Consider the following 12,421-nt stretch of genomic DNA (forward strand, 5'->3'; position numbering starts at 1 on the left):
CGTACCTTGCCGGGATCACGAACCCCGACCGGACTCCGACGCTCCCGACCAGGAAATACCGAACTCTGACCCTCCCGACCAGGAAATACCGCACTCCGACCCTCCCGACCAGGAAATGAGGCAGCACCCGCCATGCCCCTCCGCATCGCACTGAGCCAGATCACCACGGGCCCGGACCCGGCGTCGAACCTCGCCCTGCTGCGCGAGGAGACCCAGCGAGCGGCGGCTGCCGGGGCGCGCCTGGTCGCCTTCCCGGAGGCGGCCATGGCCTGCTTCGGCACCCGGCTCGGCCCCCTCGCCGAACCGCTGGACGGCCCCTGGGCCACCGAGGTCCGGCAGATCGCGAAGGACGCCGGGCTGGTGGTGGTGGCCGGGATGTTCACCCCGGCGCCCGACGGCCGGGTGACCAACACCCTGCTGGCCACCGGCCCGGGGGTGGAGACCTCCTACGACAAGATCCATCTGTATGACGCCTTCGGATTCGCCGAGTCCAAGACCGTGGCCCCGGGCTCCGAGGTGGTGACCTTCGACCTGGACGGCGTCCGGATCGGCCTGGCCACCTGCTACGACGTACGGTTCCCCGAGCTCTTCCGCGCCCACGCCGACGCGGGCGCGGTGCTCTCCCTGCTGCCCGCCTCCTGGGGCGCGGGGCCCGGTAAGCGCGAGCAGTGGGAACTGCTGACCCGGGCGCGGGCGCTGGACGCCACCGTATGGCTGGCGGCCGTGGGCCAGGCCGATCCGGAGGCGTCCGGCGTGACCGCCGCGACCTCCGCCCCCACCGGTATCGGCCACAGCGCCCTGATCGGCCCCGACGGCACCGTACGGGAGCGGCTGGACGCGGGGCCTGGGCTGCTGGTGGGGGAGGTGCACACCGAGGAGGTCACCGCGGTGCGCCGCACGGTGTCCGTCCTGGCCAACCGCAGGCTGGGCGGACAGTCATGAGCGAGGCTGGGCAGCGTACGGCCATGAGCGGCACCGGCGGGGCCAAACCGGAGCATGAGTTCCATCTGCCCGCCGCACCCTGGCAGCGGCCGCCGGGCGCGGCCGCGGGGGTCAGCGAACAGATCCTGGCCGCGGACGGGAGCGGCACCCACACCACCGCGCTGGTGCGCTGGGAGCCGGGGACGGACACCTCCCCGTCCGGGGTGGTCCGCCACGACGGCTGGGAGGAGGTCTATCTCCTCGAGGGGAGCATGCGCGATCTGACCCTGGAGGAGACCTTCTCGCGCGGCTTCTACGCCTGCCGGCCGCCGGGGATGCCGCATGGCCCCTGGGTCTCCGAGGAGGGCGTCACCATGCTGGTGATCACCTACCCGGAGCTCGCCGGGCGGTGACTCCCTCCGGGGATGACTCACTCCCGGATGGTGACTCACTCCCGGGTGGTGACTCACTCCCGGGTGGTGACTCACTCCCGGGTGGTGACTCACTCCCGGGTGGTGACTCACTCCCGGGTGGTGACTCACTCCCGGGTGGTGAGTCGCCCCCGGGCGGTGCCTCATCCGGCGAGCAGTACCTTCAGCGTCGACCCCAGATGGGCGCTGATCGCCGCGCGGGCCGCCTCCGGGTCCCCGGAGGCCACCGCGTCCAGGATCGCCCGGTGCTCGCCGAGCACCTCCTCCTGGCGGCCGGTCTGGGTGTAGAGGGCCACCACCCCGGCCCGGATCTGGCGGCTGCGCAGCCCGTCGTAGTGCCGGTTGAGGAGTTCATTGCCCACCGCGGCGACCATGGTCGCGTGGAAGAGGTGGTCCACGGCGATGAACTCCTTGGCCTGCTCCGGCCCCATCAGCCCGCGCTGCCGCTCCAGCAGCTCCGTCAGCTTCCCGACCGGCACCGTGCCCGCCTCGATGGTCCGCTCGGCGGCGTGGCGCTCGACGATCCCGCGCAGCTCCATCAGTTCGGAGATCTCCCGGCCGGAGAGCGGGGCGATATGCGCACCCCGCTTGGGGACCAGCTGGACCAGATCCTCGGCCGCCAGCAGGAGCAGGGCCTCACGGATCGGGGTCCGGGAGATGCCGATCCGGTCGGCGATCTCCTGCTCGGTGAGGAACCTGCCCTGCATGTCGGGATCGGTCAGCACGGTCTCCTTGAGGAACGCGTACGCCTTTTCTCGTCCGGACTGCGCTGGCACTGGGCCCCCATGCTGCTTCGCATACAACTCGTATACGAAAATTATCACGGACCGGTGGCGGCGTCGGGGAGGTCGGGTATCCAGGAGCCGTGGATGCCCGCGGGGACGCGGTGGGGCAGATCCACGGTGGCCACGGGGGCGGCCGTGATGTCCCGGGCGTCCAGGACGATCAGCGTCCCGGGCGCTGCCCGAGGCAGGGTCGGCGCTGCCCGAGGCGGGGTCGAGGATCCAGCGGTGATGCAGGGAGCCGACCAGCGGGACGGCGGCGTGACCCGACCCGGGGCGGTCCGGTGCGCGGCATGATCCCGATACGCGGCCGGTAGCCGTCGGACCGGCGATAGCGGACCGGATCCTCCTTGGGGTGTGCCGTCATGGCCCGGTTCAGCTTTCCGCCGAAGTCATGGGCGCCGACGGTGGCCGACAGCCGCAACCTGGTCGCTCATCGCGCGCCCTCCTCGCCGCTCCGGCGGGTGTCCTCGTCCGCGACCAGGACCACCTTTCCGGCGACGGTGCCGGACTCGGCCAGCCGCATCGCCTTCGCGGCGTCGGAAAGCGGAATCCTCGCCGCCACCAGTGCGGTGAACTCGCCCTTCGCTATCAGCGCCAGCACCTGCCCCAGATCGGCGCGGATCCGCCCCTGGAAGGCGGCCAGGCGCCGCCGTCCGGCCCAGAGGTTGAAGAAGTGCGCCCGTCGTCCGTTCGGCAGCAGGTTCCACAGGGTCAGCCGGGCGAGCAGCTTGAGCACCGGGGCCCGGGACGAGCCGGGGACGTCCCGGGTGGCCGCCGTGCCGTAGGAGACCAGCGTGCCGCCGCGGGCGAGCAGCCGGAAGGAGTCCACGATGCCCTCGCCGCCGATGTGGTCGAAGACCGCGTCGACCCCGCCCGGCGCCAACGCCCGCACCCGGGCGGGCAGATCCGGATCGCGGTAGTCGAGCGGGGTGGCGCCGAGGGCGTGCACCGCGTCGTGATGGCGGGGCGAAGCGGTGCCGATGACCTTGATGCCCGAGTGGCGGGCGAGCTGGACCAGGGTGGTGCCCACCCCGCCGTTCGCCCCGTGGACCAGCACGGTCATCCCGGGGCGCACCTTGGCCACGCGGTGGAGCATCTGCCAGGCCGTGATCCCGTTGACCACCACCGTCTCGGCCTCCGCCGCGTCCACCCCCTCGGGGACCTCCACCAGGTCGCCCGCGTCGACGAGGGTGTGGCTGGCCCAGCCGCCGATCTTCGTGAGCGCCGCGAACCGGCGCCCCCGCAGGGCCGGATCCACCCCGGGGCCGGTCGAGACCACCGTGCCCACCAGGTCATAGCCGGGCACGAAGGGGAACGGCGGCTGGTCGTAGTACTTCCCGCGGCGCATCTGCTGCTCCGCGAAGGAGACCCCCGACGCCTCGACGGCCACCAGTGCCTGCCCGGGACCGGGCTCGGGTCGCGGGCGGGTGCGGAGCTCGAGCCCTTCCGGCTCCACCTGACCTGGCAGAACGACTTCGGTGATCATGGCTGACCTCGTTTCGATGCGAGGAGTTCTTGCGGTTGTGAGAACTTCTAACCAAACAATGAACCTGTTACTCTCGAGGTGTCAAGTCCGAATTCGAAGACCCGCACGGGAGGCGCGTCCATGGCGACAGCACGGCGAGAGCGCTATCGCAAACAGACCCGGGAGGAGGCCAAGGCCGTGGCCCTGGCCCAGCTGGCCGAGTCGGGCACGGCGGGCATCTCGGTGAACGCGATCGCGAAGGCGATGGGGATGACCGGCCCCGCGCTCTACCGCTATTTCGCGAGCCGGGACGAGCTGCTGACCGAGCTGATCACCGACACCTACCGCGATCTGGCCGAAACCCTCGCCCAGGCCGTCGCCGACGCCGCCCCCGCCGACCGCTTCCGCGCCATGGCCCGTGCCCTGCGCGACTGGGCGAAGCGTCAGCCGGACCGCTATCTGCTCATCTACGGCACCCCGGTGCCCGGTTACCACGCGCCGCCGGAGACCACCGAGATCGCGGCCGGGCTGATGCGGACCATCTTGGACGCCTGCTCCACCGTCGGCGATGCCGATGGCGCCACCGCGAGCGGCGCCACCGCGAGCCGCGAGCAGCAGCCCCTCACCGAGCTCGAGGCCGAACTGGCGCGCCATCTCGAGGGCGTGGGCTCCTGGGTGCCCGGGGAGGAGCCCGGCGGTGAGCTGAAGGGCCGTGCGCTGCGCACCTGGACCCGGCTCCACGGCGTGATCAGCCTTGATGTGCAAGGCCAGTTCACGGGCATGGGCTTCGATCCGTCGGTCCTCTTCGAGGCCGAGATCGACGCCCTGGTGCGGGGCGGCTGAGGTGCCCCGGTCCGAGCTGCCCGCCCGGCGGGCCCGGCGCACACTGGAAGGACACCTGAGCGCGACGGGGAGCGGAGGCCGCGATGGAGCAGGGTGAGTTCGACGTGGTCGTGGAGATCCCTGAGGGGTCTCGCAACAAGTACGAGATGGATCATGAGACCGGCCGGATCCGGCTGGACCGGATGCTGTTCACCTCGACGAAGTACCCGGCCGACTACGGCTATGTCGACCACACCCTCGGCCGGGACGGCGATCCGCTGGACGCCCTCGTCACCGTCGCCGAGCCGACCTTCCCCGGCTGTGTGATCCTCTGCCGGGCCATCGGCATGTACTGCATGCGAGACGAGCAGGGCCCGGACGAGAAGATCCTCTGCGTTCCGGCCCATGACCTGCGCTATGACGGCGTGCAGGACATCGGCGACGTCCCCGAATTCGACCGTAAGGAGATCACCCACTTCTTCGAGGTCTACAAGGACCTCGAGCCCGGCAAGTCCGTCGAGGGCTCCCACTGGGAGGGCCGCGACCGGGCCTACGCCGAAATAGCCGCCTCCCGCGCCCGCGCGGCCGAAACCGGCCGGTTCCAGAGCCCCTGAGCGGGACCGGCGGCGCCGGCCCCTGAGCAGGGCCGACGCTCAGGGCGACGCCTCGCGCGGCGCCGGCACCCCGCGATCGTTCTCCGGCACCCCGCGGTCGTTCTCCGGCACCCCGCGGTCGTTCTGGAGCTCCCACAGCTCCCGGAACAGCCCCGGCGACCCCGTCAGCTCCGCGAACGTGCCCTGCTGGATCACCCGCCCCCGCTCCAGCACCACGATCCGGTCCGCCACGGCCACGTTCGCCAGCCGGTGCGTCACCAGGACCACGGCGCGGTCCTCCGCCATCCGCCGCAGCCCCGCGAAGATCCGGTGCTCTGCGCGGGCGTCCAGCGCGCTGGTGGGCTCGTCCATCACCAGCAGCCCCGCGGGCCGGTGGAACGCGCGGGCCAGCGCGATGCGCTGCCACTGCCCGCCGGACAGCTCCACCCCGCCCCACCACTGCCGGGCGAGCAGGGTGTCCAGCCCGCTGCGCAGCCCGTCCACCACCTCATGCGCCCCGGAGTGGACCGCCGCCTCCCGGACCCGCTCGTCCCCGCCGTGCGGCTGGCCGAGGGTGATGTTGTCGCGGGCGGACAGCGGCCAGTGCGCGTAGTCCTGCGGCACGACCGCCGTATGCCGCCACATCGCCTGCGGATCCAGCTCCGCCACGTCCACGCCGTCCCAGGTCACCATGGACTTGGTGGGTAGGTAGAGCCCGGTCAGCAGCTTGCTCAGGGTGGTCTTGCCCGAACCGTTCTCCCCGACCAGTGCGAGCACCTCGCCCCGCCGCACCTCGAGCGTGACCTCGTCCAGGGCCGGGGCGTCGGACTCCGGATAGGCGTACGTCAGCCCCTCGGCCCTGATGACCCGCGGCGCCGCCGGGACCAGGGCGCCGCGCCGCATCCGGTGCCCGCCAGCCCTCCGGCCAGCGCCCCCAGCACCGCGTACCGCGCGCCCGGTGCACCGCCTTGTCGGTGGCCGCGTCCACCCGCGCCCCGATGGCCCGGTACCGCTTCAGCAGGAACTCCGCCATGGTGCCGGAACGGAGCTGATCGGCGATGTCCTTATCCACCATGTACCAGCGCAGCAGCCCGAGTGTGGGCTGGTCCGCGCTGATCTCACGGCTGGTCTCGTACTGCACCCGGGCCGCCTTCATCCCCGCGATCCCCTGCGGCAGCGCGGCCAGCAGCAACAGCGGCAGCAGCGCCGGATGAGTCGTTGCAGTTGCCGTGTCCCACACAGGTCGTGTCGTATTACGGCTGGAGCGGGGCCTCGGCCCGTGTGGCGCTCCGAATCGGCATCGTGTCCCTTTATTGGCCGAGCTGCTGAGGAACATCACACGGCAGGACAGCCTGCATCGTAGCTCGGCATCGCGCTGCAGACTGGGCCCGACCCCCCGCACCGCGGCGAATGCGGACATCGGGCGACCGATGTATGACAGTTCGGAGGCGTGAACTACCGGGACAGGCACAGGTTCCGGCTGCTGATCCCAAGTCTCGGCTTCGGTCTACGTCTGCTCCGCGGACTGCTGGGCGGCCTCGCCTGCGCCGACGCTGACCAGACCTGTCTCGTAGGCGACGATGACGGCCTGGACACGGTCACGGAGTCCGAGCTTGGCGAGGATGCGGGCGACGTGCGTCTTGACGGTCGCCTCGGCCAGGTGGAGGCGGGTGGCGAGTTCGGCGTTGCTCAGTCCTCGGGCCAGCAGGCCGAGGACCTCCAGTTCGCGTGGGGTGAGCGATGCGAGGTCGCGGTGGCGGGCGGCGGTGTCGCCGCCGCGCTGGGTGAACCGTTGCACGAGGCGGCGGGTGATGGCGGGCGCGAGGAGAGCGTCGCCGGTACGGACCGTGCGGACGGCCGCGGTCAGATGCTCGGGGGTGACGTCCTTGAGGAGGAAGCCGCTGGCCCCGGCGGACAGTGCCGCGTAGACGTACCGGTCGAGGTCGAACGTGGTCAGGATGATGACGCGAGGTTGGTCGGGAGCGCCGGTGAGGATGCGGCGGGTGGCCTCCAGGCCGTCCATCTCGGGCATCCGGACGTCCATCAGGACCACGTCTGGACGTGTACGGCGGACCGCTTCAACCGCTTCGGCTCCGTTGGTCGCCTCGGCGACGACGTCGATGGCATCGGCCCTGAGGATCAACCGGAATCCGGTGCGGACCAGAGTCTGGTCGTCGGCGAGGAGCACACGCAGCGGCTCGGTCACGGTGCCTCCAAGGGGATCAGGGCCTCCACACGGTAGCCGCCGGTCAGGCGTCGGCCCGTGTCCAGGGTTCCGTCGTAGACGGCGAGGCGCTCGCGCAGGCCGATCAGGCCCCGGCCGCTTCCGGCGCCCGCGCCCGGGTGTCCACCGGTGTCGGTGACTTCCACCCGGAGCCGTTCGGGGCCGTATTCGACGGTCACGGCGGCGGTGGCGCCGGACGCGTGCTTCACGGTGTTGGTCAGGGCTTCCTGGACCACACGGTAGGCCGCGAGTTCGAGGCCGGGCGGGAGGGGACGGGGCGGGCCGGTCACGGTCAGGTCGACGGGCAGTCCGGTGTCCCGGACCCGTCCGACCAGCGTTTCCAGCTGGTCCAGGCCGGGTTGCGGGGCCAGCTCCGCCGCCGTGTCGGCCAGGTCCGCACCTCCGTCCGTTCCCTCGCCCTCGTCACCCATGGTGAGCAGCCCCATGACGTGGCGCAGCTCGGTCATGGCCGCCCGCCCGCCCGCCTCGACGGCGAGCAGCGCCTCGCCGGCCTCCTCGGCGGAGGTTTTCATGATCTTGCGGGCGGCGCCCGCCTGGATGATCATCACGCTGACGTTGTGCGTGACGACGTCGTGCAGTTCGCGGGCGATCCTGGCCCGCTCGTGCTCGACGGCCCGGCGCAGCGCCTCGGCCTGTTCGCGTTCCAGGGCGGAGAGCCGGGTGCGGCCCTCGTCGGTGCGGAGTTTCCAGGTACGCAGGCCGACGGCGGCCACGGCCATCGGGACCAGGATCAGCAGGGCGATGTATTCGTTGGGGACGATCGGTGTCACCGAGTTCCCCGACGTGCCTACCAGGACGACCGACACCGGCAGCGCCGCCAGGGTCGCCACCCTGTACGGGCTGTACACGGCGGCGCTGTAGACGGCGATGATGAACGCGTAGAAGGTCAGCCGCAGAACGCTCTGCGGTGTCGCCAGTGTCGCGGCCGTCACGACGCACAGCACGGCGAGCGGGTAGCGGCGGCGCAGCGCCAGGGCACCCGAGGCGATGACCGCGAGGGTCACCATGAAGGCCAGGCCGCCGGGGCCGGACGGGCGCGGTATGACGAACTCCACGCCGGGTGCGATCTCACGCACCACGACGTTATTGGCATTGTCGACGCCGTAGTAGACGGTGGCGATTCCGAGTACCAGTGCCACCAGCGCGTCGAACTGCCAGGCGCGCCGGGTCGGCCGCAGCGGTGGACCGCTCGGAAGCCCGGCGTTGCGGACCCTCCGGCGGGCGGCTTCCCGCAGCCGCTCCAGCGTCGTACGTGCGTCCATCACCGGATCATTGTCGCCGCCGCGCGGACCCGCGGAGTCCGTCCCGGTGGTCATTCCCACCGCACCTGATACATCGCCCGCCTACATCGCAGGGATGACGTTTCCGGGGCTCATCCGAGTGCGGTACCGCAATGGGTTCGGGCGGGCGACGCGTGCGGGCCGGGCCCGCTCCTAGCGTTCACGCAGCCAACTGCCCGTACCCAAGGAGCCTCTTCATGACCATGCCGGTGATCGAACTGCGCGAGGTGAGCCGCCGATACGACGACGGCCCGCCCGCTCTGCACGAGGCGTCACTGACCGTGCGGCCCGGCGAGGCCGTCGCGATCCTCGGCCCTTCCGGCAGTGGTAAGTCCACGCTGCTCAATCTGATCGCGGGCCTGGACCGGCCCGATATGGGAACCGTCACTGTGGACGGGGTGCGGGTGGACCAGCTGGGCGAAGCCGGGTCGGCGCTCTACCGGCGGTCGAAGATCGGCATGGTCTTCCAGTTCTTCAACCTGCTTGACGATCTGACCGTAACCGACAATGTCGTCCTGCCCGCGCGCCTCGCGGGTATGGCACGTGGCGAGGCAGACCGCCGGACGGCGGAACTCCTGGAACTGCTGGGCATCGACCGGCACGCCCGCGCCTACCCGGGGCGGCTGTCCGGCGGCGAGCGGCAGCGCGTCGCGGTGGCCCGGGCGTTGATGAACCGGCCGGCGCTGCTCCTGGCCGACGAGCCGACCGGGGCCCTGGACACGGCCGCCGGACAGGACGTCAGCAGGCTGCTCACCAGCCTCAACGCCGAGGGCCAGACCATCGTCGTGGTCACCCACGACCTGGCTCTGGCCCGGTCCTGCACGAACCGTACGGTCCGGATCGCCGACGGCCGGATCACCGAAGACGTCCGGTCGCAGGCCGTCGCCTCGGAGGCCGTCCGATGAGCGTGCTCGGAAAGGTGGTGCGCTCGGGGGTGGGACGACGCCGGGTGCAGACACTGGTGATCGGGCTCGCCACGATGATGGCGGTGGCCGCCTCCGTCCTCGGCGGATCGCTGCTCGTGGTTTCCGGCGCGCCCTTCGACGACGCCTTCGCCGAGCAGCACGGCGCGCATCTGTCCGTGCAGTTCGACGCGGGCAAGGTGAGTGCCGGGCAGTTGTCGAAGTCCAAGGACGCCAAAGGGGTGAGCAGGTCCGGCGGGCCGTTCCGTACGACGACGGTCACCCCGCGGTCGGAGGGGGCGGGCCCCGAGTGGCCGATGACCGTGGTCGGCCGGGGCGATCCCGGCCGGGACGTGGACGAGGTGGTGCTGCTCGACGGACGGTGGCCCACGCGCTCCGGCGAGATCGTGCTGTCCGCCAACTCCTCGATTTTCGCGACCATGGGCATGAGGATCGCCTTCCCCGATCTGCCCGGCGGTCCGACGCTGACGGTGGTCGGTGTGGCTCGCTCGGTCACGCAGACCGCTGATGCCTGGGTGGTTCCGTCCCAGATGCCGGCTCTCATCGCGCCCGGGAGCGGCGGCTACCAGATGCTGTACCGCTTCACCGACGCGGGCACCGCCGCGCAGATCACCGCGGGCGGCAAGGCCGTGACGGAATCCATGCCGCCAGGAGCGGCCGTCGGTGAACAGTCATGGCTCACTGTCAAGAAGACCGCTGAGCAGGACACCGCCCTCTACGTCCCGTTCCTCATCGCGTTCGGCACCCTGGGCCTGGTCATGTCGGTGCTCGTCGTCGGCAACGTCGTCGCGTCGGCCGTCGGCACGGGAACGCGCCGCATCGGCATCCTCAAGGCCGTCGGCTTCACCCCCGCCCAGGTCGTGCGGGCCTACGTGGGCCAGGCGCTGATCCCGGCCGCCGTCGGCACGGCCCTCGGTGTCCTCGCCGGCCATCTGCTCGCCGTCCCCGTACTGGCCGAGACCGAGGAGGTCTACGGCACCTCGTCCCTGACCATCGCTCCCTGGGTCGATCTGGCGGTGATCGCCGGAGTGCTCGGCCTGGTGGCGGCGACCGCTTGGGCGAGTGCCTGGCGGGCCGGCCGGCTGCGTACGGTCGACGCGCTCGCCGTCGGACGCATCGCTTCGGCGGGACGCGGCCGGTGGGCGGCCCGTCTGGCCGGACGGTTGCCGTTGCCGCAGCCGGTCGCCCTGGGCCTGGCCCGGCCCTTCGCGCGGCCCGCCCGTGCGCTGGCCATGGGCACGGCGATCCTGTTCGGCACCATCGCCGTCACGTTCACTGTGGGGATGGGCGCCTCGCTCGGCCAGGTGATGAAAGCCAGGGCCCACGACGCCGCCGATGTCGTCGTGCCCGCGCCCTTGCCGGACTTCGGACCCCGGGGCCACGCCCCCGAGAAGCAGCCCGAGGTCGATCCCGCCGCGGTCGCCGCGGGCATCGAGGCCGCCGCCGGAACCGGGAAGTACTACAGTGCCGCGACGGTACGGGCGACCGTGTCCGGCCTGACCGGCACCGTCAACGTGAACGCCTTCACCGGCGACGCCTCCTGGGGCGGCTACACCATGGTCTCGGGCCGCTGGATCGACAAACCCGGCGAGGCCGTGGTCCCGACCCCCTTCCTGGCCGCCACCGGTACCCGCATCGGCGACACCGTCACCCTGAACGGCCTGGCCGAGCCGGTCACGGTCCGGATCGTCGGCGAGGTCCTCGACCCCCGCAATGACGGCATGCAGGTCTTCACCGACGCTTCGACCCTCACGTCTGCCCATCCCGACCTGACGGAGACGAGCCATCACATCGCGGTCACCTCAGGCACCGACGTGACCGGCTACGTCGACGCGCTGAACAAGGACTTGGCACCGCTGGGGGTCACCGCTCGGGCCGGTGGGCTCGACGCCGGCGGCGACGTGGTCGTCACGCTCAACGCGCTGTCCGCGATCCTCACGCTGATGCTCGTCGCCGTGGCCGCGCTCGGCGTGCTCAACGGCGTGCTGCTCGACACCCGCGAGCGTGTCCGGGAAATCGGTATCCACAAGGCGCTCGGCATGACCCCCCGGCAGACCATCGCGATGGTCATCACCTCAGTCGCCGTGACCGGACTGGTCGCGGGCACTCTGGGCGTGCCGCTGGGCGTAGCCCTGCACGGCTGGGTCATCCCCGCGATGGGCGACAGCGTGGGGCTCCGCCTCCCCGGTTCCGTCATCGCCGTCTACCACGGGGCCGAGTTGCTCCCGCTTGCACTCGGCGGCCTGCTCATCGCCACCCTGGGTGCGCTCCTGCCCGCCGGCTGGGCCGCCAGGGCCCGAACCGCCACGGCCCTGCGCACCGAATAGGAGGTCAGGTTCAGAGCTCGTGCCTCGACCCCCACCGCAAGGAGCGGTGGGGGGGCGGTTGGCTACCAGCCTTCATCAAGGCGGCGAGCGTGTACGACCAGCAGAGACGGGTGGAAGGGGCGCATGAGTTGGGGCAGTCTCCCGGCCATGGCCCGGGTGGTGACGGGATGCTTCTCCAAGGCCATCAGCGTGGGCGGCCGGAACCGTAACTCCTCGCCGGGCCGCTCGGCCGCCGGTTCCGACGGCGGTGCCGACGGCGGTTCCGATAGTGGTTCAGATGCCTGGTCCGGGTTCTCGCTCCACCCCCAGATGCGCATGGTCGGCACCGTCAACCGCGCCACCCTCCCCGCCATCACCGGCCTCCGCGAGGGACGGGATGACGACATCGACTGGATGAACCACCTCGACCGGCGCCTGCGCGGCGCCGGCCACGGCCCCGACCACACCTATATGCGGGGCACCCTGCGGCTCGTCGTCTCCCGCGCCTACGGCAGGCCGGGCTATGTCTACATCGACGACCAGGGCCGTGCCGCCCTCCTCGCCGCCGCCCACCCGGCCACCGCCCAGGACCTGCTCTGGGAGGCCCTGGCCAGCGGCCACTTCCTCTGACATCACGCCATGCGCCCTGC

Annotated in this window: 14 protein-coding genes; 8 read left to right on the top strand and 6 right to left on the bottom strand. The window is 71.5% G+C overall.

Annotation, left to right across the window (positions count from 1 at the left end; translation table 11 throughout):
• The first annotated feature begins 132 nt into the window (after window positions 1-132).
• Together GWI24_RS29955 and GWI24_RS29960 are read left to right on the top strand one after the other, a co-directional pair.
• Window positions 133-942, top strand: a complete 810-nt coding sequence (locus tag GWI24_RS29955; RefSeq protein ID WP_210949018.1) for a carbon-nitrogen hydrolase family protein — start codon at window positions 133-135, stop codon at window positions 940-942.
• Between the two features lie 23 nt (window positions 943-965).
• Window positions 966-1,334, top strand: coding sequence for a cupin domain-containing protein (locus GWI24_RS29960; RefSeq protein WP_210949019.1), 369 nt, complete (start codon window positions 966-968; stop codon window positions 1,332-1,334).
• Between the two features lie 161 nt (window positions 1,335-1,495).
• Here the strand turns inward: GWI24_RS29960 and GWI24_RS29965 are convergent, their stop codons facing one another.
• From GWI24_RS29965 to GWI24_RS29975, 3 genes are all read right to left on the bottom strand, one after another.
• Window positions 1,496-2,128: a GntR family transcriptional regulator gene (locus GWI24_RS29965; RefSeq protein WP_210949020.1), complete on the bottom strand. Its 633-nt coding sequence runs from the start codon at window positions 2,126-2,128 to the stop codon at window positions 1,496-1,498.
• A gap of 44 nt (window positions 2,129-2,172) precedes the next feature.
• Window positions 2,173-2,367 (bottom strand): carotenoid oxygenase family protein, encoded by a 195-nt coding sequence (locus tag GWI24_RS29970; protein ID WP_210949028.1) that lies wholly within the window; start codon window positions 2,365-2,367, stop codon window positions 2,173-2,175.
• A 200-nt stretch (window positions 2,368-2,567) separates the two neighbouring features.
• A complete protein-coding gene (locus GWI24_RS29975) occupies window positions 2,568-3,623 on the bottom strand; it encodes a medium chain dehydrogenase/reductase family protein (RefSeq protein WP_210949021.1) in 1,056 nt (351 codons plus the stop codon).
• Between the two features lie 120 nt (window positions 3,624-3,743).
• Here GWI24_RS29975 and GWI24_RS29980 point away from each other — a divergent pair, with 120 nt between their 5' ends.
• Together GWI24_RS29980 and GWI24_RS29985 are read left to right on the top strand one after the other, a co-directional pair.
• Window positions 3,744-4,445, top strand: a complete 702-nt coding sequence (locus tag GWI24_RS29980; protein ID WP_210949022.1) for a TetR/AcrR family transcriptional regulator — start codon at window positions 3,744-3,746, stop codon at window positions 4,443-4,445.
• Window positions 4,446-4,528: 83 nt separating this feature from the next.
• Window positions 4,529-5,038 (top strand): inorganic diphosphatase, encoded by a 510-nt coding sequence (locus GWI24_RS29985; RefSeq protein WP_210949023.1) that lies wholly within the window; start codon window positions 4,529-4,531, stop codon window positions 5,036-5,038.
• Window positions 5,039-5,077: 39 nt separating this feature from the next.
• On the opposite strand, the gene GWI24_RS45675 is transcribed toward GWI24_RS29985, so the two are convergent.
• Window positions 5,078-5,920, bottom strand: a complete 843-nt coding sequence (locus GWI24_RS45675; RefSeq protein ID WP_247617060.1) for an ABC transporter ATP-binding protein — start codon at window positions 5,918-5,920, stop codon at window positions 5,078-5,080.
• 155 nt (window positions 5,921-6,075) lie between these two features.
• Here GWI24_RS45675 and GWI24_RS45680 point away from each other — a divergent pair, with 155 nt between their 5' ends.
• Window positions 6,076-6,231 (top strand): hypothetical protein, encoded by a 156-nt coding sequence (locus GWI24_RS45680; protein ID WP_247617061.1) that lies wholly within the window; start codon window positions 6,076-6,078, stop codon window positions 6,229-6,231.
• A 293-nt stretch (window positions 6,232-6,524) separates the two neighbouring features.
• Here GWI24_RS45680 and GWI24_RS29995 read toward each other — a convergent pair whose 3' ends face one another.
• Window positions 6,525-7,223, bottom strand: a complete 699-nt coding sequence (locus GWI24_RS29995; protein ID WP_210949024.1) for a response regulator transcription factor — start codon at window positions 7,221-7,223, stop codon at window positions 6,525-6,527.
• Complete coding sequence (locus tag GWI24_RS30000; RefSeq protein ID WP_210949029.1) at window positions 7,220-8,524, bottom strand: sensor histidine kinase; 1,305 nt, start codon at window positions 8,522-8,524, stop codon at window positions 7,220-7,222. The genes GWI24_RS29995 and GWI24_RS30000 overlap by 4 nt, the downstream gene beginning before the upstream one ends.
• Before the next feature lie 215 nt (window positions 8,525-8,739).
• Between GWI24_RS30000 and GWI24_RS30005 the strand changes: the two genes are divergently transcribed.
• The 3 genes from GWI24_RS30005 to GWI24_RS30015 all read left to right on the top strand — a co-directional run bounded on the left by GWI24_RS30005 (window position 8,740) and on the right by GWI24_RS30015 (window position 12,401).
• Window positions 8,740-9,447 (top strand): ABC transporter ATP-binding protein, encoded by a 708-nt coding sequence (locus GWI24_RS30005; protein WP_210949025.1) that lies wholly within the window; start codon window positions 8,740-8,742, stop codon window positions 9,445-9,447.
• Window positions 9,444-11,792, top strand: coding sequence for an FtsX-like permease family protein (locus GWI24_RS30010; RefSeq protein ID WP_210949026.1), 2,349 nt, complete (start codon window positions 9,444-9,446; stop codon window positions 11,790-11,792). The genes GWI24_RS30005 and GWI24_RS30010 overlap by 4 nt, the downstream gene beginning before the upstream one ends.
• Window positions 11,793-11,915: 123 nt before the next feature.
• Window positions 11,916-12,401 carry a hypothetical protein gene (locus GWI24_RS30015; RefSeq protein ID WP_210949027.1) on the top strand — a complete coding sequence of 162 codons (486 nt, stop codon included), beginning with the start codon at window positions 11,916-11,918 and terminating at the stop codon, window positions 12,399-12,401.
• The last annotated feature ends 20 nt before the right edge of the window (window positions 12,402-12,421 follow it).

This window comes from Streptomyces sp. MK37H, from assembly GCF_018035285.1.
Taxonomy (GTDB): domain Bacteria; phylum Actinomycetota; class Actinomycetes; order Streptomycetales; family Streptomycetaceae; genus Streptomyces; species Streptomyces endocoffeicus.